At 67.0% G+C, this 25,480-nt stretch carries 22 protein-coding genes; 15 read left to right on the forward strand and 7 right to left on the reverse strand.

The genetic code is table 11. From position 1 onward, the window contains the following. The first annotated feature begins 8 nt into the window (after nt 1-8). The gene (locus AC07X5_RS29400; protein WP_494773016.1) at nt 9-3,665 is read left to right on the forward strand and encodes a hydantoinase B/oxoprolinase family protein; all 3,657 of its coding nucleotides are present in this window, start codon (nt 9-11) and stop codon (nt 3,663-3,665) included. A gap of 114 nt (nt 3,666-3,779) precedes the next feature. Beyond that, entirely contained in the window at nt 3,780-5,459 is a 1,680-nt protein-coding gene (locus AC07X5_RS29405) for a methyl-accepting chemotaxis protein (protein ID WP_494773017.1), read from the forward strand. 69 nt (nt 5,460-5,528) lie between these two features. Here the strand turns inward: AC07X5_RS29405 and AC07X5_RS29410 are convergent, their stop codons facing one another. Further along, nucleotides 5,529-7,235: an electron transfer flavoprotein-ubiquinone oxidoreductase gene (locus AC07X5_RS29410; RefSeq protein WP_494773018.1), complete on the reverse strand. Its 1,707-nt coding sequence runs from the start codon at nt 7,233-7,235 to the stop codon at nt 5,529-5,531. A 140-nt stretch (nt 7,236-7,375) separates the two neighbouring features. Between AC07X5_RS29410 and AC07X5_RS29415 the strand changes: the two genes are divergently transcribed. The 4 genes from AC07X5_RS29415 to AC07X5_RS29430 all read left to right on the forward strand — a co-directional run bounded on the left by AC07X5_RS29415 (nt 7,376) and on the right by AC07X5_RS29430 (nt 12,747). Further along, complete coding sequence (locus tag AC07X5_RS29415) at nt 7,376-8,158, forward strand: SDR family oxidoreductase (protein ID WP_409955248.1); 783 nt, start codon at nt 7,376-7,378, stop codon at nt 8,156-8,158. A gap of 18 nt (nt 8,159-8,176) precedes the next feature. Beyond that, nucleotides 8,177-9,073 carry a DMT family transporter gene (locus AC07X5_RS29420; protein ID WP_494773019.1) on the forward strand — a complete coding sequence of 299 codons (897 nt, stop codon included), beginning with the start codon at nt 8,177-8,179 and terminating at the stop codon, nt 9,071-9,073. After that, entirely contained in the window at nt 9,070-9,492 is a 423-nt protein-coding gene (locus tag AC07X5_RS29425) for an acyl-CoA thioesterase (RefSeq protein ID WP_409955251.1), read from the forward strand. Before AC07X5_RS29420 ends, AC07X5_RS29425 begins: the two co-directional genes overlap by 4 nt. A 171-nt stretch (nt 9,493-9,663) precedes the next feature. Then, nucleotides 9,664-12,747: a bifunctional diguanylate cyclase/phosphodiesterase gene (locus AC07X5_RS29430; RefSeq protein WP_494773020.1), complete on the forward strand. Its 3,084-nt coding sequence runs from the start codon at nt 9,664-9,666 to the stop codon at nt 12,745-12,747. A gap of 15 nt (nt 12,748-12,762) precedes the next feature. On the opposite strand, the gene AC07X5_RS29435 is transcribed toward AC07X5_RS29430, so the two are convergent. Genes AC07X5_RS29435 through AC07X5_RS29445 form a run of 3 tightly spaced genes read right to left on the reverse strand, consistent with a single transcriptional unit; the run spans nt 12,763 to nt 14,920 of the window. After that, nucleotides 12,763-13,485: a hypothetical protein gene (locus AC07X5_RS29435; RefSeq protein ID WP_494773021.1), complete on the reverse strand. Its 723-nt coding sequence runs from the start codon at nt 13,483-13,485 to the stop codon at nt 12,763-12,765. Between the two features lie 14 nt (nt 13,486-13,499). Further along, the gene (locus AC07X5_RS29440) at nt 13,500-14,081 is read right to left on the reverse strand and encodes a peroxidase-related enzyme (protein ID WP_494773022.1); all 582 of its coding nucleotides are present in this window, start codon (nt 14,079-14,081) and stop codon (nt 13,500-13,502) included. Between the two features lie 32 nt (nt 14,082-14,113). Further along, on the reverse strand, nt 14,114-14,920 hold the full coding sequence (locus AC07X5_RS29445; protein ID WP_494773023.1) for an IclR family transcriptional regulator: 807 nt from the start codon (nt 14,918-14,920) through the stop codon (nt 14,114-14,116). A gap of 121 nt (nt 14,921-15,041) precedes the next feature. Here AC07X5_RS29445 and AC07X5_RS29450 point away from each other — a divergent pair, with 121 nt between their 5' ends. From AC07X5_RS29450 to AC07X5_RS29480, 7 genes are all read left to right on the forward strand, one after another. Then, nucleotides 15,042-16,037 (forward strand): Bug family tripartite tricarboxylate transporter substrate binding protein, encoded by a 996-nt coding sequence (locus AC07X5_RS29450; RefSeq protein ID WP_494773024.1) that lies wholly within the window; start codon nt 15,042-15,044, stop codon nt 16,035-16,037. Between the two features lie 181 nt (nt 16,038-16,218). Then, nucleotides 16,219-16,905 carry an RraA family protein gene (locus AC07X5_RS29455; protein ID WP_494773025.1) on the forward strand — a complete coding sequence of 229 codons (687 nt, stop codon included), beginning with the start codon at nt 16,219-16,221 and terminating at the stop codon, nt 16,903-16,905. Further along, the gene (locus tag AC07X5_RS29460) at nt 16,902-17,837 is read left to right on the forward strand and encodes an NAD(P)-dependent oxidoreductase (RefSeq protein WP_494773026.1); all 936 of its coding nucleotides are present in this window, start codon (nt 16,902-16,904) and stop codon (nt 17,835-17,837) included. Before AC07X5_RS29455 ends, AC07X5_RS29460 begins: the two co-directional genes overlap by 4 nt. Nucleotides 17,838-17,874: 37 nt before the next feature. After that, the gene (locus tag AC07X5_RS29465; protein WP_494773027.1) at nt 17,875-18,855 is read left to right on the forward strand and encodes a Bug family tripartite tricarboxylate transporter substrate binding protein; all 981 of its coding nucleotides are present in this window, start codon (nt 17,875-17,877) and stop codon (nt 18,853-18,855) included. A gap of 16 nt (nt 18,856-18,871) precedes the next feature. Next, a complete protein-coding gene (locus AC07X5_RS29470) occupies nt 18,872-19,789 on the forward strand; it encodes an SMP-30/gluconolactonase/LRE family protein (protein WP_494773028.1) in 918 nt (305 codons plus the stop codon). A 145-nt stretch (nt 19,790-19,934) separates the two neighbouring features. Then, nucleotides 19,935-22,133 (forward strand): catalase/peroxidase HPI, encoded by a 2,199-nt coding sequence (gene katG / locus AC07X5_RS29475; protein WP_494773029.1) that lies wholly within the window; start codon nt 19,935-19,937, stop codon nt 22,131-22,133. A gap of 92 nt (nt 22,134-22,225) precedes the next feature. Next, the gene (locus AC07X5_RS29480; protein ID WP_494773030.1) at nt 22,226-22,618 is read left to right on the forward strand and encodes a carboxymuconolactone decarboxylase family protein; all 393 of its coding nucleotides are present in this window, start codon (nt 22,226-22,228) and stop codon (nt 22,616-22,618) included. A 3-nt stretch (nt 22,619-22,621) separates the two neighbouring features. On the opposite strand, the gene AC07X5_RS29485 is transcribed toward AC07X5_RS29480, so the two are convergent. Next, complete coding sequence (locus AC07X5_RS29485; RefSeq protein ID WP_409955268.1) at nt 22,622-23,167, reverse strand: LuxR C-terminal-related transcriptional regulator; 546 nt, start codon at nt 23,165-23,167, stop codon at nt 22,622-22,624. A 77-nt stretch (nt 23,168-23,244) separates the two neighbouring features. Between AC07X5_RS29485 and AC07X5_RS29490 the strand changes: the two genes are divergently transcribed. Continuing rightward, nucleotides 23,245-23,952: a CoA transferase subunit A gene (locus tag AC07X5_RS29490; RefSeq protein WP_184865521.1), complete on the forward strand. Its 708-nt coding sequence runs from the start codon at nt 23,245-23,247 to the stop codon at nt 23,950-23,952. Nucleotides 23,953-23,954: 2 nt separating this feature from the next. Beyond that, entirely contained in the window at nt 23,955-24,593 is a 639-nt protein-coding gene (locus AC07X5_RS29495) for a 3-oxoacid CoA-transferase subunit B (protein WP_007854410.1), read from the forward strand. A gap of 102 nt (nt 24,594-24,695) precedes the next feature. Here AC07X5_RS29495 and AC07X5_RS29500 read toward each other — a convergent pair whose 3' ends face one another. Together AC07X5_RS29500 and AC07X5_RS29505 are read right to left on the reverse strand one after the other, a co-directional pair. Then, nucleotides 24,696-24,989 carry a DUF4148 domain-containing protein gene (locus AC07X5_RS29500; RefSeq protein WP_409963994.1) on the reverse strand — a complete coding sequence of 98 codons (294 nt, stop codon included), beginning with the start codon at nt 24,987-24,989 and terminating at the stop codon, nt 24,696-24,698. A 48-nt stretch (nt 24,990-25,037) separates the two neighbouring features. Then, entirely contained in the window at nt 25,038-25,331 is a 294-nt protein-coding gene (locus AC07X5_RS29505; protein ID WP_409963992.1) for a DUF4148 domain-containing protein, read from the reverse strand. Nucleotides 25,332-25,480 lie beyond the last annotated feature (149 nt).

Here is a 25,480-nt window from a genome sequence, read left to right on the forward strand (position 1 = left end):
GAAACACCATGAATGCAATGACACCCCAAGTACACCTTCCCCGCTGGCAGTTCTGGATCGACCGCGGGGGTACCTTCACCGACATCGTCGGCAAGCGCCCCGATGGCACGCTGGTCACGCACAAGCTCTTGTCCGAGAACCCCGAGCAGTACAAGGATGCGGCCGTGGCCGGCATCCGCCACCTGCTGGGCCTGGCGCCTGGCGAGGCCGTGACGCCGGCCCTGGTGGAATGCGTGAAGATGGGCACCACGGTGGCCACCAATGCGCTGCTCGAACGCAAGGGCGAGCCCACGCTGCTGGTCACCACGCGCGGCTTTCGCGATGCGCTGCGCATCGCCTACCAGAACCGGCCGCGCCTGTTCGACCGCCACATCCTGCTGCCCGAGCTGCTCTACACCGAGGTGGTCGAGGCCCGCGAACGCGTGGGCGCCCATGGCAAGGTGATGCAGCCGCTCGACGAGGCCAGCCTGCGCGGCGACCTGCTCGCTGCCTGGGGCCGGGGCCTGCGCAGTGTGGCCATCGTCTTCATGCACGGCTACCGCTATACCGAACACGAGCAACTGGCGCGGCGTATCGCCAAGGAGGTGGGGTTCACCCAGATCAGCACCTCGCATGAGACCAGCCCCATGATGAAGTTCGTGAGCCGGGGCGACACCACGGTGGTCGATGCCTACCTCTCGCCCATCCTGCGCCGCTATGTGGAGCAGGTGGCCAGCGAGATGCCGGGCGTCAAGCTGTTCTTCATGCAGTCCTCGGGCGGTTTGACGGATGCGACCACCTTCCAGGGCAAGGACGCGATCCTGTCCGGCCCGGCCGGAGGCATCGTGGGCATGGCGCGCACGGCCGGCCTGGCCGGGCAGGAGCGTGTGATCGGCTTCGACATGGGCGGCACCTCCACCGACGTGAGCCACTACGCCGGCGCATTCGAGCGCGAGTTCGAGACCTATGTGGCCGGCGTGCGCATGCGTGCCCCGATGATGAGCATCCACACCGTGGCCGCGGGCGGCGGCTCGGTGCTCAGCTACGACGGTGCGCGCTTCCGCGTGGGGCCCGAGAGTGCCGGTGCCAACCCTGGCCCCGTGAGCTACCGCCGCGGCGGCCCGCTGGCCGTGACCGATGCCAACGTCATGGTCGGCAAAGTCCAGCCCGCCTACTTCCCCAGCGTGTTCGGCCCCGCCGCCAACGAGACCCTGGACGCCCAGGCCGTGCGTGCGCGCTTCGCCGAACTGGCCGCACAGACGAACCGCCAGCCCGAGGAGGTGGCCGAGGGCTTCATCCAGATCGCCGTGCAGCAGATGGCCAATGCGATCAAGAAGATCTCGGTGGCTCGTGGCTACGACGTGACGCGCTACACGCTACAGTGCTTTGGCGGCGCGGGTGGCCAGCATGCCTGCCTGGTGGCCGACGCCCTGGGCATGACGCGTGTGTTCGTGCACCCGCTGGCGGGCGTGCTCAGCGCCTATGGCATGGGCCTGGCCGACCAGACCGTGATCCGCGAGCAGGCGGTGGAGCTGCCGTTGGCCGAAGCCTCGCTGCCCTTGATCGCCGAGCGCCTGGATGCACTGGCTTCTGCGGCCCAGACCGAGCTGGAACGCCAGCAGGTCGGCAGCCAGCCCGTGCAGGTGCGCCACAACGTGCATGTGCGCTATGAAGGCACGGACTCGGCCCTGGTCGTTCCGTTCGGCGATATCGCCACGGTGCAGGCCGGCTTCGAGGCGGCCTACCGCCAGCGCTTCGCCTTTCTGATGGTGGGCAAGTCGCTGGTGGTGGAGGCTGTGTCGGTCGAAGCCGTGATCCCCGGCGACGCCCCGGCCGAGCCGCGCCTGCCCCTGCAGGCCGAACGCGTGCACCCGCGCCGCGAAACGGTGCGCATGTACTCGGGCGGCCAGTGGCATGACGCCGCCCTGGTGGTGCGCGAGGACCTGCGCCCCGGCGATGCGATCCCCGGCCCGGCCATCATTGCCGAGAAGAACACCACCACGGTGGTGGAGCCCGGTTGGCTGGCCCGTCTCACCGACCTGGATCACCTGGTGCTGGACCGCGTCACGGCGCGCAGCGTGCAGCATGCCGCCGGCACCACGGTGGACCCGGTGCTGCTGGAGGTGTTCAACAACCTGTTCATGAACATCGCCGAGCAGATGGGCCTGCAGCTGCAGAACACGGCCTATTCGGTGAACATCAAGGAGCGCCTGGACTTCAGCTGCGCGCTGTTCGATGCCACGGGCAACCTGATTGCCAACGCGCCGCACATGCCCGTGCACCTGGGCTCCATGGGCGAGAGCATCAAGACCGTGATCCACGAGAACACGGGCCGCATGCAGCCGGGCGATGTCTACATGCTCAACGACCCCTACCATGGCGGTACCCACCTGCCCGATGTCACGGTGATCACGCCGGTCTATGTGGCGGGCGGCAAGGAGCCGACCTTCTACGTGGGCAGCCGCGGCCACCATGCCGACATCGGCGGCACCACGCCCGGCTCCATGCCCCCCTTTTCCACGCGCATCGAGGAAGAGGGCGTGCAGATCAACAACGTCAAGCTGGTAGACCAGGGCGTGTTCCAGGAAGAGGCCGTGCGCCACCTGCTGGCCACGGGGGGCGGCACCACGCCGTACCCGAGCCGCAACCCGCACCAGAACCTGGCCGACCTGCGCGCGCAGATCGCCGCCAACGAAAAAGGTGTGCAGGAACTCACGCGCATGGTGGAGCAGTTTGGCCTGGATGTCGTGCAGGCCTACATGCGCCATGTGCAGGACAACGCCGAGGAATCGGTGCGGCGCGTGATCACCCACCTCAAGGATGGCCAGTTCACCCTGCCGCTGGACAACGGCGCGCAGATCAGCGTTGCGGTCAAGGTCAACGTGGCCGAGCGCAGCGCGGTGATCGACTTCGCGGGCACCAGTGCCCAGCAGGTCAACAACTTCAACGCTCCGCGCGCGGTGTGCATGGCGGCGGTGCTCTACGTCTTCCGCACCCTGGTGGACGACGACATTCCGCTCAACGCCGGGTGCCTCAAGCCCCTGCAGGTCATCATCCCGCAGGGCTCCATGCTCAACCCCAACCCACCCGCTTCGGTGGTGGCAGGCAACGTGGAGACCTCCACCTGCATCACCAATGCACTGTTCGGTGCCCTGGGCGTGATGGCGGGCAGCCAGCCCACCATGAACAACTTCACCTTCGGCAATGCGCAGTACCAGTACTACGAGACCATTGCGGGCGGCAGTGGTGCAGGTGCCGTGCTCGATGCACAAGGACAGGTGGTGCGCGGCTTCGAAGGCACGAGCGTGGTGCAGACGCACATGACCAACTCGCGCCTCACGGACCCCGAGATCCTGGAGTTCCGCTTTCCCGTGGTGCTCGACAGCTACGAGATCCGCGCGGGCTCGGGCGGCCGGGGCCGCTGGGCCGGGGGCAATGGCGGCGTGCGGCGGGTGCGCTTCCTGGAGCAGATGACGGCCAGCATCCTGTCCAACGGCCGTGTCAAGCCGGCCTTCGGCATGGCCGGCGGCCAGGCCGGGCTCACGGGGCTCAACCGCGTGCTGCGCGCCAACGGCCAGGTCGAAGACCTTGCGCACATCGGCGCGGCGCTCATGGAGCCGGGCGATGTGTTCGAAATCTCCACGCCCGGGGGCGGGGGGTTCGGAGAATGTGCGCTGGCAGACTGACAGCACCTGACGCTTGCATTGCGGCCCGGCGCATTGGCACAGGGCTTGCAATGCAAGGGCATGCTGCCCCGCCGTGTGGTGGGGCGGATGACTCGCAACACCACGGAGAAAGCCATGAACTACCTTCCTGCAACGGCCGGTGCCACTCGCACCCCCGCCGTGACGGCCTCCCATGCTGCTGCGCCTGCCCGGCACCAGGGCAGTTCGGCCATGCCCTCTGCCCCTGCATCCCCCCGTGTCCAGCGCACGCTGTCCGTGGGCCAGAAGCTGGCTGCGGCCTTTGGCCTGCTGGGCGTGGCCGTTGCGCTGCTCGGCTCCACCACCTGGCTCACCGGCCAGGGCACGACGCGCCAGGCCACGCTGCTGACGGCGGAGCAACTGCCCATCGAGCGCGCGGTGCGCGAGTTCAAGACGCAGTCGGTGCACATCGGCCAGATCGCGCTGCGCACCACCAGCTCGCAGGACGTGTTTCCCCTGGTGGCCGAAATGCGCACACAACTGGCGGCCGAGGAGGGCATGCGCAAGCGAATCGACGAATCGCTGGCGGCCTCCTCGTCCGCCGTCAGCACCCTGCCGGCCTGGAAGCAGGCCCAGGCGCAGCGCCAGCAGTACGCGGCCCTGCGCGACACCCTGGTGCAGAACGCACTGGAATCCAAGGTCATCAGCCAGAAGGAGCTGCAGGACCATGCGGCGGCGCTGGCCCAGTACCTCCAAGCCATCGACCAGTTGCTGGCCGAGTCCGAGAAATCCTCGGTGGCGGCGGCCGATGCCATGATCGCCGACGCCGCGCGCGCCCAATGGGTCAGCGCGCTGGCCGTGGCCTTCGTGGTGGGCTTGTCGGCCCTGTTCGGCTGGCTGCTGCGCCGCTCCATCGTGCTGCCGCTGCGCCAGGCTTCGGATGCGGCGGCTCTGGTGGCGCAGGGCGACCTCACGGTGCGCATGGCCACCGCGCGCACCGACGAGATCGGCGAGCTGCTCACCGCGCTCAACCGCATGGTCGAATCCCTGCACTACGTGGTGACCGAGGTGCGCGACTCGGGTGAATCCATCCACGCGGCCAGCTCCGAGGTGGCGGCCGGCAACACCGACCTGAGCGCGCGCACCGAGCACGCCGCCAGCAGCCTGCAGCAGACCGCCGCAAGCATCGCCCAGCTGGCGCAGACCGTGGCCGCCAACGCCGACAGCACGCGCCAGGCCAACAGCCTGGCGCACAACGCCGAGCAGGTGGCCAAGAAGGGCGGCGACGTGGTCAGCGAAGTGGTCAAGACCATGGACGAGATCAATGCCAGCAGCAAGAAGATCGCCGACATCGTGGGCATCATCGACGGCATCGCCTTCCAGACCAACATCCTGGCGCTCAATGCCGCCGTGGAAGCGGCCCGCGCGGGCGAGCAGGGCCGCGGTTTCGCCGTGGTGGCCAGCGAGGTGCGCAACCTCGCCGGGCGCAGTGCCAACGCCGCCAAGGAGATCAAGGCGCTGATCGCCAACAGCGTGGACAAGGTGAGCGACGGTGCACGCCTGGTGGTCACCGCCGGCTCCACCATGCAGGACATCGTCACCAGCGTGCAGCAGGTGACCACGCTGATGTCCGAGATCAACGCCGCCAGCAGCGAGCAGAGCAGCCAGATCGGACAGGTCAGCCAGGCCGTGGACCAGCTCGACCACATGACGCAGCAGAACGCGGCATTGGTGGAAGAAGGCGCAGCAGCGGCGCAAAGCCTCAAGGACCAGGCGAACCGGCTGGCGGGGGCAATGGGGCAGTTCCAGTTGACTGCGGGTGCCGCGATGGCCTGATCGATCGGCTGCACCATGAAAAAGGGCCTGCATTGCAGGCCCTTCGTCATTGCGCAATGTGCAGCGCGATCACATGCCCGAGTAGTTCGGGCCGCCGCCGCCTTCGGGCGTCACCCAGACGATGTTCTGCGTCGGGTCCTTGATGTCGCAGGTCTTGCAGTGCACGCAGTTCTGCGCGTTGATCTGCAGGCGCTGGCTGTCGCCGCCCTTGGCCACGTCGGGCACGAACTCGTAGACACCGGCCGGGCAGTAGCGGGCCTCGGGGCCGGCGTACTTGGCCAGGTTGATGTTGACCGGCACGCTCGCGTCCTTGAGCGTCAGGTGGGCCGGCTGGTTCTCGGCGTGGTTGGTGTTGCTGATGAACACGCTGGACAGGCGGTCGAAGGTCAGCTTGCCATCGGGCTTGGGGTAGATGATGGGCTTGCATTCCGACGCGGGCTTGAGGTGCACGTGGTCGGGCTTGTCGCGGTGCAGCGTCCAGGGGATGTTGCCCTTGAGCACGAACTGCTCGATGCCGTTCATGATGGTGGCGGTGACCAGGCCCTTCTTGAACCAGTTCTTGAAGTTGCGGTCCTTGTTGAGCTCGGTGTACAGCCAGCTCTTCTCGAACGCCTCGGGGTAGGCGCTGAGCTCATCGTGCTGGCGGCCGGCCACCACGGCATCGTAGGCGGCCTCGGCGGCCAGCATGCCGGACTTGATGGCGGCGTGGCTGCCCTTGATGCGGCCCACGTTCAGGTAGCCTGCGTCGCAGCCGATCAGCGCGCCGCCCGGGAAGATGGTCTTGGGCAGGCTCAGCAGGCCGCCGGCCGTGATGGCGCGCGCGCCGTAGCTGATGCGCTTGGCCGGCTTGATGCCCTTGGATTCGTCGCCCTCCAGGTACCAGCGGATGTTGGCGTGCGTCTTCCAGCGCTGGAATTCCTCGAACGGGCTCAGGTACGGGTTGGAATAGCCCAGGCCGGTGATGAAGCCCAGCGTGACCTTGTTGTCGTCCAGGTGGTACAGGAAGGCGCCACCATAGGTGTCGTTTTCCATGGGCCAGCCGGCGGTGTGCATCACGAAGCCGGGCTGGTGGCGCTGCGGGTCGATCTCCCACAGCTCCTTGATGCCAATGGCGTAGCTCTGCGGGTCGGAATGCGCGTCGAGCTTGAAGCGCGAGATCAGCTGCTTGCCCAGGTGGCCGCGCGAGCCTTCGGCGAAGATGGTGTACTTGGCATGCAGTTCCATGCCCAGCTGGAAGTCGCCCGTGGGCTCGCCTTCCTTGCTGATGCCCATGTTGCCGGTGGCCACGCCCTTGACGGAACCGTTCTCGTTGTAGAGCACCTCGGCGGCCGCGAAGCCGGGGAAGATCTCCACGCCCAGGGCTTCGGCCTGCTCGCCCAGCCACTTGACCACGTTGCCCAGGCGTACCACGTAGTTGCCGTGGTTCTGGAAGTTGTGCGGCAGGAACACATTGGGCACGCGGAAGGACGAGTTCTCGCCCAGGAAGATCATCGCGTCGTCCGTCACCGGCTGGTTCAGGGGCGCGCCCTTGGCCTTCCAGTCGGGGATCAGTTCCGTTAGGGCCTTGGGGTCCATGATGGCGCCCGACAGGATGTGCGCGCCGGGCTCGGAGCCTTTTTCGAGCACCACGACCGAAATCTCCTTGCCGTTGGCGGCGGCCATCTGCTTGAGCCGGATCGCGGTGGCCATGCCGCCGGGGCCGCCGCCCACGACGACCACGTCGTATTCCATTGCTTCACGGGGACCATACTGGGCGAGGATTTCTTCGTTCGTCATGGGTGTTTCGTCGTGCGTTTGATAATCGAGTGATTGTCTTCGGACAGGGGCCAGGATTCTGTCTGTCTGGAGACTGATTGTATTGCCCTATTTTAAATAATCGAACGATCGTTCTTTTTTCTGCAGTGGAGGCTCTCTAAATGGCATACAGCATTGATCTTTCCGGCCGCGTGGCCTTCATCACCGGTGCCTCCAGCGGGCTGGGCGCCCAGTTCGCGCGCACTTTGTCGCGCGCGGGCGCAGGGGTGGTGCTGGCCAGCCGCCGCATCGAAAAGCTCAAGGAACTGCGCGCCCGCATCGAAGGCGAGGGGGGCGATGCCCATGTGATCGAGCTCGATGTGACCGACCACGACTCCATCAAGTCCGCCGTGGCCCATGCCGAGACCGAGATGGGCTCCATCGACATCCTGGTGAACAACTCGGGCGTGAGCACCACGCAGCGCCTGCAGGACGTGACGCCCGAGGACTACGATTTCATCTTCGACACCAACGTCAAGGGTGCCTTCTTCGTCGCCCAGGAGGTGGGCAAGCGCATGCTGGCGCGTTCGCGCGGGGCGGCGCCGGGCAGCTTCACGGGCGGGCGCATCATCAACATCGCCTCCATGGCGGGGCTCAAGGTGCTGCCGCAGATCGGTGCCTACTGCATGAGCAAGGCCGCCGTGGTGCAGATGACCAAGGCCATGGCGCTGGAGTGGGGCAAGTTCGGCATCAACACCAATGCCATCTGCCCGGGCTACATCGACACCGAGATCAACCACCGCCACTGGCAGACCGAGCAGGGGCGCAAGCTCATCGACATGCTGCCGCGCAAGCGCGTGGGTGCGCCCGAGAACCTGGATGCGCTGATCGTCATGCTGGCCAGCGACCAGAGCCACTTCATCAACGGTGCCGTGATCGCTGCGGACGATGGCTTTGCGGTCTGAGCGCCGGTTGATCCCCCGATGCTGACCGGCATCCTGGCCGGGCTCGCCGCGGGCGCGCTCTGGGGGCTGGTCTTCGTCGCGCCGCGCATGGCGGGCAGCTTTGCCTCGGTGGACCTGACCGCGGGACGCTTCGTGGCCTATGGCGCGGTGGCCCTGGGCATGCTGGCCTGGGGCCTGCGCGGCAATCCGCGCCGGCCCACCTGGGCCCAGGCCTTGGCGGCACTGTGGCTGTCGGTGCTGGGCTTCACGGGGTACTACCTGCTGCTGGTGTGGGCCATCCGCGATGCGGGGGCCGAGATGCCGGCGCTGATCATCGGCACCATTCCAGTCTGGGTCATGCTGCTGGGCAAGCCCCAGGGCCTGCGCTGGGCGGCCCTGGTGCCCGGGCTGGTGCTCACGGTGGCCGGCCTGGTGCTGATGGCCGAGGTGCCGCATGGCGATGTGGCCGCCCCCGGCGCCGGCCGCTACTGGCGCGGCATCGCCATTGTCCTGGTGGCCCTGGTGTTCTGGACGGCCTTCGCCGTCTTCAACTCCGCCTGGCTCAAGCGCCATCCCGAGGTGCGCGCGACCGACTGGGCCAACTGGCTGGGTGTGGCCACGGGACTGGGCGGCCTGCTGCTGTGGCTGGCGGGCGGCACCAGCCTGCCCGAGCTGGCGGCGCAGCCGGGGTTCGGCACCTTCGTGGCCGTGTGCCTGGCGCTGGGCTTCGGCTCGAGCTGGCTGGCCACCATTTTGTGGAACATCGCCAGCCAGCGCCTGTCCGCCAGCCTGTGCGGGCAGCTCATCGTGAGCGAAACCCTGTTCGCTCTCGTATATTCCTTCGCATGGGATGGCCGCTGGCCGACGCTGGCGCAGTGGGCAGCCGCCGCGCTGTTCACATTGGGCATCCTCGCTTCCATCAAGGCACACCGATGAAAATTGAAATCCCCGAGACAAAGAAGCTGGTGCACGAGATGCGTTTTCCCGTGCGCTGGGGCGACATGGACGCCATGGGCCACGTGAACAACACCGTGTACTTCCGCTACCTGGAGACGGCGCGCATCGACTGGATGGTGTCGGTGGGTTGCAACCCCGACCCCTCGGGCCAGGGGCCGGTCATCGTCAACGCCTTCTGCAACTTCTACCAGCAGCTCGAGTACCCGGCTGACGTGCTGCTCAAGCTCTACGTGAGCGACCCGGGCCGCACCACCTTCGAGACCTGGGGCACCATGGAGCGGGTGGACCGGCCGGGTGTCATCTACGCTGCGGGCGGCGCCACCACCATCTGGGTGGACTTTCCGCAGAAGAAGGCCGTGGCCCTGCCGGAGTGGATGCTGGCCATTGTCAACGGATGACGGCGGGGGCGCCTTGACACCCCCTCCCGAATCGAACTAAATCCAGAGCATCGGCACGGTCTGACATGGCCTGCAGTGCACAGCTGATGGGGGTTGTGCGGGTTCATTGTTGCAATGGGCGAGCGTGCGATTTCCTGGCCACGCCGCTTGCCTGTCACGGGGGTTTCGGCCATGGCCACAGACAGCAGCCCTGAGCGCAGCGGTGCTCAATCCGATGCCCGCCTGCACGGCTGGGCGGTCCCACTGGCTTTTGCCGTCTTTGTCGCCGGTGTGATCGCGCTCGGGATCGCCTTGCACTTTGAGGGCAAGCGGGCTGCCGAACAGGCTGCATCCGAAACCCTGCGGGTCACCTCCGAACTTTCGGCCCACTCCCTAGACACCTGGCTCGCGGAGCGCTCCGGCGATGCCGAGGCCATCGGCTCCAATCCCCTGCTGGTCAAGGCACTCGACCACTGGTGGCAGGGCGACGCGCAGCGCGCCGAGTACGCTCCGTTCATTCAAAAGCATCTCGAAGGCATACGCCGCGTCTACGGTTACCGAAGCATTGCGATCGTGGATGTCGGCACCGACAAGGCGGTTTTCAGCAGCGGCGCCGCACTGGACGCGCAGCAACTGGGCCGCGTGGCGCAGGCCGGGACGGGTGCGTACCCGCGATGGATCGAACTGCCAGCAGAGAGTGGTGCAGGGCTGCGTCTGGCGCTGGCGCGCAGCATTGCCGACAGCACCCGCGGAACGGGCCATGTGCTCTACATGGAGATGGACCTGCAGTGGCTGGTGGATACCCTGGCCAAGGCCAGGCTGCCCAACTGGGGTGGCGAGACCATTCTGGTGCACCGCGATGCACGTGGCCTGCAGATCCTGGCCGCGGCCAGCGGGCCCGGTCTGCAGGCGCTTCAAGGGGCCGGGCCTGTGGTGGAGTCGCTGCTGACCGAGCCAGGGGTTTCCACGGCGCAGGGCCGCAACCGGGATGGCGTGGCGGTGATGGCCCGGCGCGAGAACATCCTGCTGCCATCGTGGATGGTGCTGAGCCTGATGCCTGAGAAGGCGGTGTATGCGGCGGTGATAGACCGCAGCCGCCTCCTGGTCCTCGGGGCAGCGGTGCTCATCCTGTTCGGCTCGCTGCTCTATGCCGCCTGGCGCCGCGGCGACCGCCACCGCCACGCCGCGCGCGAGGCCGGGCTGCGCCGGCATTACGAGCACGTGATGCGGGACTCGACCGACATCTTCTTCCTGACCGACAACGACGGCACCATCCTCGACGTGAGCCAGGCGGCGGTCGACGTCTATGGCTATCCGCGCGAGCAGCTCATCGGCATGAACGCACAGCGCCTGCGACCGCCGGACAACGCCGCGGCACAGGCCGCCATCCTGGAGGCCATGCAGCCCGGCGAATCGCGCCATGTGCGCATCCCCCGGCTGCGCGCCGATGGCAGCACCTTCCTGCTGGAAGGTACCGTCGGCTGCTTCGAGTCGGAGGGGCAGCGCTATTTTGTGGGCATAGGCCGTGACATCACGCGCCAGGCCGAGGTGGAAACGCAGTTGCGCGTGGCTGCGAGCTTCTTCAGCCGGTCCGCCGTCGCCATCGTGGTCGGCGACCGTGACAAGCGCGTCGTCTCGATCAATCCGCACCTCACCAAGATCACCGGCTACACGCTCGAGGATCTGCAGGGCCAACCCACGGTGATCCTCAATGCGGGGCTCGACCCTGCGGGGGTGGAGCGTGCACGTGCCATCCTCAAGGCCGAGGACTTCTGGGAGGGCGAGATGCACATCCGCCGAAAGGACGGCACGGCCTTTCCGGCGCGCTTGCTGGTCTGTGCGCATCGCGGTGCCGATGGCCAGGTGGAGCAGCATGTGGACCTGTTCACGGACCTGACGCGCCTCAAGCAGGCCGAGAGCCAGGCGCAGTACCTTGCCATCCATGACCCGGTCACGGGGCTGCCCAACCGGGCCCGGCTGGAGCAGGAGTTGCCGCTGTACATCGCTGGTGTCGATGCCCAGGCGGCATCCCCGCACAACAGCCTGTCGCTGGCGCTGGTGAACCTGGACCGCTTCAAGGGCATCAACGAATCGTTCGGCTATGCCCAGGGCGATGTGCTGCTGGTCGAGATCGCCAGGCGCCTGCAGGGGCTGAGCGCCGACCTCAAGGGCCTGTACCGCTATGGCGGCGATGAATTCATGCTCGTGCTCTCGGGCAACCCCGTCACCCATGCCCTGCTGATCAGCCAGGTTCGCGCGCTGCTGTCCCCGCCCATCCGCCTGGGGCCGCAGGAGCACCCGGTCTCTCCCACCGCCAGCATCGGCATCGCCAGCTATCCCGAGCATGCGCACGCGGCCGAGGACCTGCTGCACAACGTGGAAGCCGCGATGCGCATCGCCAAGGTCCACGGGCGCAACACCTGGCGCCTGTATGCGCCCGAGATGAATGCCTCGGCCTACGACGACATGCTGCTGGCCGTGGATCTGCGCCAGGCCATCGACGTCGGCGAACTCGAATTGCACCTGCAGCCCCAGTTCACGCTGTCACATGGCCAGCCCGTGGGCATGGAGGCCCTGCTGCGCTGGACGCACAAGACGCGGGGCCCGGTGTCCCCGGCGCGGTTCATTCCGATTGCCGAATCCTCGGGGATGATCGCGGAAATCGGCAACTGGGTGCTGCGCGAGGCGGCACGCATCTGGTCGCGCTGGCGCAGCGAGGGGTTGGCACCCCTGCCCATCGCCGTGAACCTCTCGGCGGTGCAGTTCCAGGCGCCTGACTTCCTGCACGAGGTGGGCCGTGTCATCTCGGAGTTCGACCTGCCCGCCGGTGCGCTGGAGATGGAGTTGACTGAAGGCACGCTGATGGACAACACGGATGCCGCCGTGGACATCCTGCACCAGCTGGTGGGCATGGGCATCCAGATCGCCATCGACGACTTCGGCACGGGCTACTCCAGCTTGAGCTACCTGCGCCGCTTTCCGGTGAGCAAGCTCAAGATCGACCGCTCCTTCATCCTGGACTTGGGCAAGCATGGGAACGAGGAGGCCGAGGCCATCGCTTCGGCCGTCATCGCCATGGCCAAGAGCCTGAAGCTGCGCGTGATCGCCGAAGGCGTGGAAACGCCCGAGCAGCGCGACTTCCTCAAGGACCATGGCTGCGACGAGGTGCAGGGCTACCTGTATGCCCGGCCGATGTCGGTGGAGGCCTTGACGGCCCTGCTTGCCAGGCGCCCTGCGGCCGGCGCGCAGGCACAGCAGCAGAACAATTTTGCCTGAGCCTTCGCCTCCCCGTCAGCCCGGGGGCAGGGCAATGCAGCCGCCCTGCGCACCCGGGGTGCCGCTGCCCACGCCGAGGAACAGCAGCCGCTGCAGCTCCGGCAGGTAGCGGATGGCCGTCTGCGGTGCGCTGTAGGCAGCGGAGTCCTGCAGCCTTTCGTGCATGTGCCATTGGCGGCCCGAAGGCAGGTGCTCGATGCTCAGCGTGCGCACACCGGTGTAGAAGCTGGTGGTGATCTTCCCCTCGCTGCCGAAGAAGCCGCCCCCGGTGATCGCCCTGCGCCGGCTGCCCTGGAAGACGATGGCAATGCGCAGCCGCTGGTCGCGGCTGGTGCAACTGTCCTCGAACGCGGCGGCGCATTGCAGCGGCAGGGCGTTCTGCTGCACGGTCACCGGCTGCACGCCCGGCTGCCTGACCTCGTCCAGCGCCACGCGTTCGAGCCGGGCGCAGTCCGCATCGGGCACCACACGCCAGGCGCCGGCACCCGGCTGGTCGGCAATGCCGTAGCGTGGCACGCCCAGGCCCATGGCCAGGTAGTACACCGGCCCGTCCTTGCGCAGCAGCAGGGGCGGCATGGTGCTCGAAAGGGGCGAGAGCATGCCGGTGGGTACCTGCACCGGCAGGGGCTGCGCAGCCAGCGTGCCGCCGCCCCCGACAAAGCCGCTGGGGCCCGCCTGGGCGCTGGCGCTGAGGAGGCACGCTGCCAGCAGGGCGCAGGGTGGCGCCATCGGATGCATGGGCCGCCTCTGCCTCAGGCGGCCGGTTTGGCCTTGGGCACGCGGCCCATCAGGTAGAACTCGGGGTTGGGCTGCATGCCGGCAAAGCTGGCCATGCGGTTGCTCAGCCCGAAGAAGGCGGTGATGGCCGCGATGTCCCAGATGTCCTCATCGTCGAAGCCATGCGCGTGCAGTGCGGTGAAGTCGGCATCCTCGATCTCGTGCGAGCGCTCGCAGACCTTCATTGCAAAGTCCAGCATGGCGCGCTGGCGCGGGCCGATCTCCGCCTTGCGGTAGTTGACTGCCACCTGGTCGGCCACCAGCGGCTTCTTCTCGTAGATGCGCAAGATGGCGCCATGCGCCACCACGCAGTACAGGCACTGGTTGGCCGCGCTGGTGGTGGTCACGATCATCTCGCGCTCGCCCTTGGTCAGGCTGCCTTCCTCCTTGAGCATCAGCGCATCGTGGTAGGCGAAGAAGGCGCGCCACTCGGCCGGGCGCCGGGCGAAGGCCAGGAACACATTGGGCACGAAGCCGGCCTTCTCCTGCACTTCGAGGATGCGGGTACGGATGTCCTCGGGCAGGCTGTCGAGCGAGGGGAAGGTGTAGCGGGTCAAAGTCGGTCTCCTTGGGTGGTATGGCGCCAGTATCACGGATGCCAATGGGTGGCGCGCACCGGGCCTTGCGAGGGCGCTGCCGTTTTTCCCGCCAGCGCATACGACAGCTGTGTGGCCGCGGCGATCACGGTGGGCGCGAGCGCTTCGAGCTTCTCGGCCGGCAGCCGCGATTCCGGCCCCGAGATGCACACCGATCCCATGAGCCGCCAGTGCATGCCGAACACCGGTGCCGACACGGTGGCGACGCCGTTCTCGCGCTCGCCGATGGACCAGTAGTAGCCCTTCTTGCGGATCTCCTCGTAGGCCCTGCCGGGCTCGCCCGAGAAGGCCAGGATCACGCGCCCCGGCGACCCCTTGTCCAGCGGCAGGCCTTCGCCCATGCGTGCATGGTGGCGCAGCCCCTGCGGTCCCTCCACGCGCACCAGGCAGGTGCGCACCTGGCCCTCGCGCACGTAGAAGGCAGCACTCTCGCCGGTCACCCGGGAGAGCTCGCGCAGCGCGGGTTCCAGCACGTTCTGCGCATCGAACCCCGCCTGGTAGCGCGCGCCCAGCCAGCCCGCGGCGGGGCCCAGGCGCCAGTCGCCATCCTCGCGCTGCACCATGAAGCCCGACTGCGCCAGGGTGCGCGCCAGCCGCAGCACTGTGGTCTTGTGCAGGCCGCAGCGCCGGCTCAGTTCGGCCAACGGAAGGCTCGATTCACCCAGCGCAAAGGCCTCCAGCACCTGCAGCGCGCGGGTCACGGCAATGACGCCGCCGGACTCCTGTGCTCCCTGTGCCTCGGGTGGTGGGGCGGGTTCGTTGGGGCTGGCAGAAGAGCGGCTTTTGGCGGTGTTGCTCATGGTGAACTTTGTTTCATTGGATGCAACAGCATTGTATGGGTTGAAACGCCTGCGTACAGTCGCGTCCATCGCATCGGGAGTGCAGCCGCTGCGGTCCACCACTACAACGGAGACAAGATCCATGTTCGCTTTTCCATCGCTTTCGCGCGCCCTGAGCACCACCGTCCTGGGCCTGGCCGCCGCTGCGTTGCCCACCGGCGCCGCCCTGGCGCAGGCCGCGTACCCCAGCAAGCCCATCCGCCTGATCGTGCCATTTCCACCCGGCGGCGGCACCGACATGATCGCGCGCACCGTGGCGCAAAAGCTCACCGACCAGAACAAGTGGAACGTGATCGTGGACAACCGGCCGGGTGCTGGCGGCAACCTGGGCGTGGACGCCACCGCCAAGTCCGCACCCGACGGCTATACCCTCGTCATGGGCCAGACCAGCAACCTGGCCATCAACCCCACGCTCTACCCCAAGCTGCCCTACGACCCACTCAAGGACCTGGTACCCGTGGCGCTGGTGTCGTCCTCGCCCATCGTGATGGCGGCGCCCGTGAACTCGCCCTACAAGACCTTTGCCGATGTGGTGGCTGCCGCCAAGGGCAAGCCCGATGCCGTCACGCTGGGTTATTCCGGCAATGGCACGGTGGCCCATCTCTCGGGCGAACTGGCCGAGAACGCGGCCGGCATCCAGCTGCGCCATATCCCCTACAAGGGCGCGGCCCAGGCCATGACCGACCTGGTCGGCGGGCAGATCGACCTGTACATGTCTTCCGTGCCCACGCTGTTGGGCCAGGTGCGCAACGGCAAGCTCAAGGTCATCGCCATCACCTCGGCCAAGCGCGCCAGCCAACTGCCCGATGTGCCCACGCTCGCCGAGTCGGGCTACAAGGGCTTCGATGCCGTGACGTGGTTCGGCATCCTCGCGCCGGCCGGCACGCCCGCGCCCATCGTGGCCCAGCTCAACAAGGCCATCAACCAGGCCCTGCAGCAGCCCGATGTGGCCGAGAAGCTGCGCAGCGAAGGCGGCGACGTGATGGGCGGCACGCCCGAGCAGTTCACCCAGCTGCTGCGCACCGAAGTGCCGCGCTGGGGAAAGATCGTCAAGGACTCGGGCGCCAGCCTGGACTAGTCCGTAGGACTCGATAGTCGCAGGGGCCGCGCGACCACGCGTTGCCCTGCCCACCTTTCACCTGCATTGCCTGCAGCCGCTTCAAGTCAGCGGTCGCGCTGCGGCATGGGCATGTCCCAGCCACTGCCGGCGCTGCCGTACCGGTTCCACCGCTTTCCGTGCTCTCTACAAGGAATCCACCATGAGCCAGCTTCCAGACATCATCCGTGACATCGAACGCGTCAGCGCCGAAGTCGTGCAGAAAGCCGCCACCTTCCAGGCCGCCATCCTTGCCGACGTGGCCGGCCGCCGCGGCACCATGCATGCCCGCGTGGCCCCGGTGCACCAGGACATGAAGGTTGCAGGCCCGGCCTTCACCGTCGAGGTGCGCCCGGGCGACAACCTCATGATCCACGCCGCCATCGCGCTGGCCCAACCCGGCGACGTGCTGGTGATCGACGGCAAGGGCGACCAGACTGCTGCCCTGATGGGCACGCTGATGCTCAGCGCCTGCCAGAAGCTGGGCCTGGCGGGCGTGATCGTCGACGGCGCCATCCGCGACAAGCTTGAACTGCTGGAGCTCGGCTTCCCCGTGTTCAGCGCGGGCTTCAATCCTGCCGGCCCCACCAAGTACGTGCCCGGCCGCATCAACCACCCCATCTCGGCCGGAGGCGCGTTTGTGAACCCGGGTGACCTGGTCGTGGGCGATGCCGACGGCGTGGTGGTGATCGAGCGCGCCAAGGCCCCGGCCATGATGGCCCTGGCCGACAAGAAGGTGGCCGACGAGGCCGCACGCATCGAGGCCATCGCCCGCGGCGACACGGCATCGAAGTGGCTGCCCGCGGCCCTGCGCGCAGCCGGCGTGCTCAAGGAAGGGGAGTCGCTGTGAGCCGCGCCGCCCTCATCGTGACCGGGGCCGACCTGGCTCCCCAGGCCCTGGCACTGCTTGAAGACTTCGAGATCGTCTACGCCGGCAAGGCGCCCACCGAAGACGACCTGGTGGCCCTGTGCCGCACCCACGACCCGGTGGCCATCATCGTGCGCTACGGCAAGGTCGGCGCGGCCGTGATGGACGCCGCGCCTTCGCTCAAGGTGATCTCCAAGCACGGCAGCGGCACGGACACCATCGACAAGCTGGCCGCCAAGGCCCGCGGCATCGAGGTGGTGGCCGCCGTGGGCGCCAATGCCGCGGCCGTGGCCGAGCAGGCCCTGGCGCTGCTGCTGGCCTGCGCCAAGTCGGTGGTGGCGCTCGACGCACGCATGCATGCCGGCCACTGGGACAAGGCCACGCACAAGAGCCTGGAACTCGGTGGCCGCACCGTGGGCGTGGTCGGCCTGGGCGCCATCGGCCTGCGCTTTGCGAAGATGGCCGATGCGCTGGGCATGCGCGTGATCGGCTTCGATCCCTTCGCGAAGAACTTGCCGGCGTACATCGAAAGCGTGGACCTGGCTGCCATCTGGCGCGATTCCGACGCCATTTCGCTGCACTGCCCGCTGACCGACGAGAACCGCGGCATGCTCAACGCCGCCACCCTGGCGCAGTGCAAGCGCGGCGTGGTGGTGGTGAACACCGCGCGCGGTGGCCTGATCGACGAGGCGGCGCTGCTGGCTGCCGTGCGCAGCGGACAGGTGATGGCCGCGGGCCTGGACAGCTTTGCCGTGGAGCCCATGGTGGCGGGCCACCCCTTCCAGGGCGAGGCGAATGTCATCCTCTCGCCGCACATCGGCGGCGTGACCAGCGATGCCTACGTGAACATGGGCGTGGGCGCGGCCCGCAACCTGCTGGACGTGCTCGCACGCCAGGCAGCCACCACAGCTTGAGCCATCGGTCTTGCCAATCCAAGAATCAGGAGACTTCATGAATCCATCCGTGTTGCACCGCCGTGGTTTCGCCCTGGCGTACCTTGCCCTCTGCCTGGCCGGAGCAAGCCAGGCGCAAGAGGCATGGCCGGCCAAGCCGGTGCGTTTGATCGTGCCCTATGGCCCCGGCGGCGCCGTGGACGTGGCCACGCGCAAGATGGCGCAAAAGCTCACCGAGCAGACCGGCCAGAGCTTCATCGTGGAAAACCGCCCCGGTGCCACGGGCACCATTGGCGTGACCCAGGTCGCGCGCGCCGAGGCCGATGGCTACACCCTGGTGGCCAACGACACCACCTATTCGCTGCTGCCGCACATCTTCAGGAAGCTGCCCTTCGACCATGAAAAGGACCTGGTGTCGGTGGCCGCCTATGTGTTCGCGCCCATGGCCCTGGTGGTGAATGCGGGTGGCCCCTATAAGACGCTGGCCGACCTGCTGGGCAAGGCGCGCAAGGAACCGGGCGCCGTGACCTATGGCTCGGGCGGCGCGGGAACCACGCCGCACTTTGCGGCCGAGGCGCTGGGCATGGTGGCGGGCGCGAAGTTCATGCACGTGCCTTTCAAGGGCGCGGCCGAGGCCACGCAGGCCGTGCTGGGCAATACCATCGACATGCAGTTCGCCTCCACGACCGGGGTGATGGGCAATGTGCGCGGCGGCAAGCTGCGCCTTCTGGCCGTGAGCGGCGACAAGCGTCTGGCGGTACTGCCGGAGGTGCCCACCTTTGCAGAAGCCGGCGTCAAGGACTTCGGCGTGGTCAACTGGACGGGGCTGTGGGCGCCCAAGGGCACACCGGCTCCCGTGCTGCAGCGGCTGCAAAAGGAGATCGCCACGGCGATGGCCACGCCCGACATGAAGGCCTTTGCCGAAGGCATGGGCGCCGATGCGCGCCAGGTGGATGCCACTGCATTTGCCAAGATCCTGCACGACAGCAACGCGATGTGGGGCACCATTGCTGCCAAGACGGGGTTCGAGAAACAATGAGCCAGGGGAGCCTGTGATGTTTCTGCTGCAAGTGCCCGAGGTGCGCGACCTCGAACTCTTCACTGCCATGCCCGATGCGCTGCGCCGGCGCGAGCGCAGTGCCTGGGCCGATGCCAACCGCGCAGCGGCCATCACCGACTCCTTCCTCGAAGGCCCGGTGTTCGACGGTGCCGGCAACCTCTATGTGACCGACATCCCCTGGGGCCGTATCCTGCGCATCGACCCCGCAGGCACCTGGACCGTGGTGGCCGAGTACGACGGCGAGCCCAACGGCATGAAGTTCCTCGATGCCGGCACCCTGCTCATCACCGACTACAAGAATGGCCTGGTGCGCCTGGACGTGGCCAGCGGCCGTGTGACCCCGTACCTGGAACGCCGCAACAGCGAGCGCTTCAAGGGCGTGAACGACCTGGTGTTCGATGCCGAGGGCAATCTGTACTTCACCGACCAGGGCCAGAGCGGCCTGCACGACCCGAGCGGGCGCCTGTACCGCCTGCGGCCCAATGGCCAGCTCGACCTGTTGCTGGCCAATGTGCCCAGCCCCAATGGGGTGGCCCTGTCGCCGGATGGCCGCGTGCTCTACCTGGCCGTGACGCGCGGCAACTGCGTCTGGCGTGTGCCGCTGCTGCCCGATGGGGGCTTGGCCAAGGTGGGGCAGTTCTTCACCTCCTACGGCCCGAGCGGCCCCGATGGGCTGGCCGTGGATGCCCAAGGCCGGCTGCTGGTGGCCAACCCGGGCCTGGGCTATGTCTGGGTGCTCAACCACCGGGCCGAGCCCGAACTGGTGCTGCGCGGGCCGGCGGGCGCTTCCACCACCAACCTGGCGTTCGGCGGGGAGGGCGGGCGCACGGTGTTCGTTACCGACTCCACGCACGGCCAGATCCTGCGGGCGCGCATGGACGCGCCGGGGCTGCCGTTGGCGCGTGGCCGTTGACGGGTACCCGCCTTGTGACAATCGATTTGCTAATTCGATAAATATTGACTATTAAAGGTATTCAATCGATTCAATTGATGTGCCATGGATTGCTTCCTAAGATGGCTCTCGCCAAGTGCATGAACCACTGACAAGGAGAGACCCCATGACGACAGAAGCCAAATGCCCGTTCGACCACACCAAGGCAGCCGCGCCCAAGGGCCGCGGCAATGCCGACTGGTGGCCCAACCAGCTCAACCTGCGCCCGCTCAACCAGAGCTCTCCGCTCGTCGACCCCATGGGCGACGGCTTCAACTACGCCGAGGAGTTCAAGAGCCTGGACCTCGCGGCCGTGAAGGCCGACCTGCATGCGCTGATGACCGATTCGCAGGACTGGTGGCCGGCCGATTTCGGCCACTACGGCCCGCTGTTCATCCGCATGGCCTGGCACAGCGCCGGCACCTACCGCCTGGCCGATGGCCGGGGCGGTGCCGGGGCCGGCCAGCAACGCTTTGCGCCGCTCAACAGCTGGCCCGACAACGCCAACCTGGACAAGGCCCGGCGCCTGCTCTGGCCCATCAAGCAGAAGTACGGCCGCAAGATCTCCTGGGCCGACCTGATGATCCTCACGGGGAACGTGGCGCTGGAATCCATGGGCTTCAAGACCTTTGGCTTTGGCGGCGGCCGCCCCGACGTGTGGGAACCCGATGAGAACGTCTACTGGGGTGCTGAGACTACCTGGCTGGGCGGTGACAAGCGCTACAGCGGCGAGCGCGACCTGGCCACACCGCTGGCCGCCGTGCAGATGGGCCTGATCTACGTGAACCCCGAGGGCCCCAACGGCAACCCCGACCCCATCGCCGCGGCGCGCGACATCCGCGACACCTTTGCCCGCATGGCCATGGACGATGAAGAGACCGTGGCGTTGATCGCCGGCGGCCATACCTTCGGCAAGACCCATGGCGCAGGCGACGCGGCGCTGGTGGGCAAGGAGCCCGAAGGCGGCGGCATCGAGGACCAGGGCTTCGGCTGGATCAGCACGCATGGCAGCGGCTTTGGCGGCGACGCCATCACCAGCGGCCTGGAAGTCACCTGGACCACCACGCCCACGCAGTGGAGCAACAACTTCTTCGAGAACCTGTTCGGCTTTGAATGGGAGCTGACCAAGAGCCCGGCTGGCGCCCACCAGTGGACGGCCAAGGGTGCGGAGGCCACCATCCCCGATGCGCACGACCCTTCGAAGAAGCGCGTGCCCACCATGCTCACCACCGATCTGTCGCTGCGTTTCGACCCGGCCTATGAGGCCATCTCGCGCCGCTTTCTCGCGCACCCCGAGCAGTTCGCCGATGCCTTTGCCCGCGCCTGGTTCAAGCTGACCCACCGCGACATGGGGCCGCGTGTGCGCTACCTGGGCCCCGAAGTGCCGGCCGAGGTGCTGATCTGGCAGGACCCGATCCCCGACGTGGACCACGCCCTGGTTGATGCGCAGGATGTGACGGTGCTCAAGGCAAAGATCCTGGCGTCGGGCCTCTCGGTGTCCGAGCTGGTCTCCACCGCCTGGGCCTCGGCCTCCACCTACCGCGGTGGCGACAAGCGCGGCGGCGCCAACGGCGCCCGGGTGCGCCTGGCACCGCAGAAGGACTGGGAGGTGAACCAGCCCGCGCAACTGTCCAAGGTGCTGGGCAAGCTCGAAGCCATCCAGCAGGAGTTCAATGCCGCGCAGACCAACGGCAAGAAGGTCTCCGTCGCCGACCTGATCGTGCTGGGCGGGGCTGCCGCTATCGAGTCCGCCGCGCGCAGCGCCGGCCAGGAGGTCAGCGTGCCGTTCACGCCGGGCCGCATGGACGCCTCGCAGGAGCAGACCGATGTGGCGTCGTTCGAGGTCATGGAGCCCTTGGCCGACGGTTTCCGCAATTACGTGCGCCCCGGCCTAGAAGACGCGGTGGCCGAGCTGCTGATCGACCGTGCCAACCAGCTCACGCTGACCGGCCCCGAGATGACGGTGCTGGTCGGTGGCTTGCGCGTGCTGGGCGCCAATGCAGGGCAGGGCGGCCATGGCGTCTTCACCAAGTCGCCCGGCACGCTGACCAACGACTTCTTCGTGAACCTGCTGGACATGCGCACCAAGTGGCAGAAGTCGGCCTCGGCCGCTGGCGTGCTCGAAGGTGTGGATCGCGCCACGGGCGCCGCGAAGTGGACCGGTACCGTGGCCGATCTGGTGTTCGGCTCCAACTCGCAATTGCGTGCGCTGGCCGAGGTCTATGGCAGCAGCGATGCGCAAGCCGTGTTCGTGCAGGACTTCATCAAGGCCTGGACCAAGGTCATGAACCTCGACCGTTTTGACCTGGCCGCATCCAAGGCCTGAGCGGTTTGAATGCGCCCCCTTCAGGGGGCGCATTTTTTCTTGTGCGTGACCTGCGGCTACCATCGCGGCCTCGAACCAACCGGAGAGCCCGCATGACGCAGCAACAACCGCCATCCACCAAGGACTTCGACAAGGGCCTGGCCACGCGCAAGCAGGTCATGGGCGAGGACTTCGTGTCCAAGGCCTTTGGCAATGCCACCGAGTTCACGCAGCCCATCCAGGAGTTCATCACCCGCAATGCCTGGGGCGATGTGTGGCAGCGACCGGGCCTGGACATGAAGACGCGCAGCCTGGTCACCGTGGCTTTCCTCACCGCGCTGGGCAAGCAGCATGAGCTCAAGGGCCATGTGCGCGGCGCGCTCAACAATGGCGCCACGGAGGCAGAGATCCAGGAGGTGCTGCTGCACGCCAGCATCTACTGCTGCCTGCCGGCAGCGGTCGAGGCCTTCCGCACCGCGGCCGAGGTGGTGGATGGGCCGAAGTAGGGTTCAGTCCCCTGCAAGCAATTTGTGAACGAGGTCGGCGGCCGTGGACGCGTTGTACTTGCGCATGAGGCGCGCACGGTAGATCTCCACCGTGCGGTGGCTGATCTCCAGCGCCCGGCCGATCTCCTTGGAAGTCAGGCCTTCGAGCAGGCGTGCGGCCACCTCGCGTTCGCGCCCCGTCAGCTCGGCCTTCACGGGGCGCTGCGAGCTCAGGTCCTCGAAGCTCCAGATGCCCGAGGCGTGGGGGTCTTCGCGGTTCAATGCACGTCCTGACACGTGGCACCAGAATACTTCGCCATTGGCACGCTTCATGATGCGGTTGTCGGCGTAATGGCCCTTCGCATTCAGGATGGGCTCCATGTGGGCACCGAGGCGCTCGTATTCGTCGGCGCTCGGATAGAGAATCTGGAACGATTGCCCGATCAGCACCTCGCGCGATGCGCCGAACATCTCGCAGACGTGGCGGTTGCAGTCCACCATGGTGCGGTTGCGCGACAGCACCAGCCCCACGGGGGCCATGTCAAACGCCAGCCGGTAATCTACGTCCATAGTGCAAGTCTTTACGGGGTACTACTTATTCGGATACGTAGTATCGTAGCGCATCCAACATTCGCAAGGAGATCGTGGTGAACAAGATTTTTCCCTCCGCAGCCAAGGCGCTGGAAGGCGTGGTGGCCGATGGCCAACTGCTCGCCGTTGGCGGTTTCGGGCTGTGCGGCATTCCTGAGGCCCTGATCGACGCGCTGCGCGATTCGGCCGTGAAGAACCTCACCGTGATCTCCAACAACGCCGGTGTCGACGGCTTCGGCCTGGGCAAGCTGCTCGAGACGCGCCAGATCAAGAAGATGATCTCCTCCTACGTGGGCGAGAACAAGGAGTTCGAGCGCCAGTACCTGGCGGGCGAGCTGGAGCTCGAATTCACGCCCCAGGGCACGCTGGCCGAGAAGCTGCGTGCCGGTGGTGCGGGCATCCCGGCCTTCTTCACCAAGACCGGCGTGGGCACCATCGTGGCCGAGGGCAAGGAGCTGCGCGAGTTCGACGGCGAAACCTATGTGATGGAGCGCTCGCTGGTGCCCGACGTCTCGCTGGTCAAGGCCTGGCGCGCCGACAAGTCCGGCAACCTGCAGTTCCGCCTGACGGCGCGCAACTTCAACCCCGCTGCCGCCACGGCCGGCAAGGTCTGCATCGTGGAAGTGGAAGAAGTGGTGGAAACCGGCGCCATCGAGCCCGACCACATCCACCTGCCCGGCATCTATGTGCACCGCATCGTGCACAACGCCCACCCCGAAAAACGCATCGAAAAACGCACCATCACCGAGAAAGCAGGAGCCTGACCATGCCGTGGACCCAAGACCAGATGGCCGCCCGTGCGGCGCAAGAACTCGAAGACGGTTTCTACGTGAACCTGGGCATCGGCATTCCCACGCTGGTGGCCAACTTCACGGGTGACAAGGAAGTGTGGCTGCAGTCCGAAAACGGCATGCTGGGCATCGGCCCCTTCCCGACCGAAGACGCGGTGGACGCCGACCTGATCAACGCCGGCAAGCAGACCGTGACCACGATCAAGGGCTCGTCCATCTTCGGCAGCGACCAGTCGTTCGCCATGATCCGCGGCGGCAAGATCAACCTGTCCATCCTGGGTGCCATGCAGGTCAGCGAAAAGGGTGACCTGGCCAACTGGATGATCCCGGGCAAGATGGTCAAGGGCATGGGCGGCGCCATGGACCTGGTGGCCGGCGTCAAGCGCGTGATCGTGCTCATGGAGCATGTGGCCAAGAAGAAGGACGGCACCGAAGACCTCAAGATCCTGCCCCAGTGCACGCTGCCCCTCACGGGCGTGGGCGTGGTCGACCGCATCATCACCGACCTGGCCGTGCTGGACGTGACGCCCGAGGGCCTCAAGCTCATCGAGCTGGCCCCTGGCGTGACGTTCGAGGCCCTGCAGGCCAAGACCGGCGTGACCGTGCTGCAATAAGCAAAAAGTCACGAGCCACGAAAAAGGCCGGGGCCCCTTGCGGGGCTCCGGCCTTTTGCATGCTGACTGCAGTTGCGGTCTGTAGCCTTGCACGGGTGCTGCTTACAGCACGCCGATCTCGCCCGAAGGGATCTGGCCGGTGCGCACGGCTTCGGCGGCGGCGGCACGCACGGCGGCGCGGTCGGCGGTCGATTGGTAGCTCAGCACGCGGGAGCCGGCGGGCTCGATGCTGTGCGTGCGGGCTTCCACGGCGGCTTCGGCGGCCACTTCGGCGCGGGTCCGGTTGGTCTCGAACTTCAGGGCGAACTGCGAGCTGTCGGCTTCATCGGCATGGGCACCGAAAGAGGCGAAGGCGGCCAGGGCTGCGACAGAGAGGAAACGGGCGGTGTTGTTCATGGTGGGACTCCAGTCAATGTTCAGAAAACGGGGACTTGGCGGCGCGGATCACAGGTAACCCTTTTCGCCCGACGAGAGCTGGCCGGTGCGCAGGGCCTTGGCAGCCTCGGCTCGCACGGCGGCGCGGTCGGCCGTCGATTGGTGGGTCACGACGCGGGAGCCAGCAGGCTCGATGCTGTGGGTGCGGGCCGTCACGGCGGCTTCGGCGGCCACTTCGGCGCGGGTCCGGTTGGTCTCGAACTTGAGGGCGAATTGCGAGCCATCGGCCTCGTCGGCGTGGGCGCCGAACGACGCGAGCGCGGCAACGGCGGCGATGGAGAGGAAGCGTGCGGTGGTGTTCATGATGAAATCCTCGGAATCAAAAAAGCGTCTCGAAAAACCGGCCCAGAAACCATTCCTGAACCGGGTTCGGTGAGTCGCCATGCGGGTTCGGCTCATCGATGGGTTGAACTGTACGCCGCATGCGTTCAGGGAAAAACCACTTAGTCGCG

The organism is Acidovorax sp. GW458-11-26-14-TSB4 (assembly GCF_059423865.1).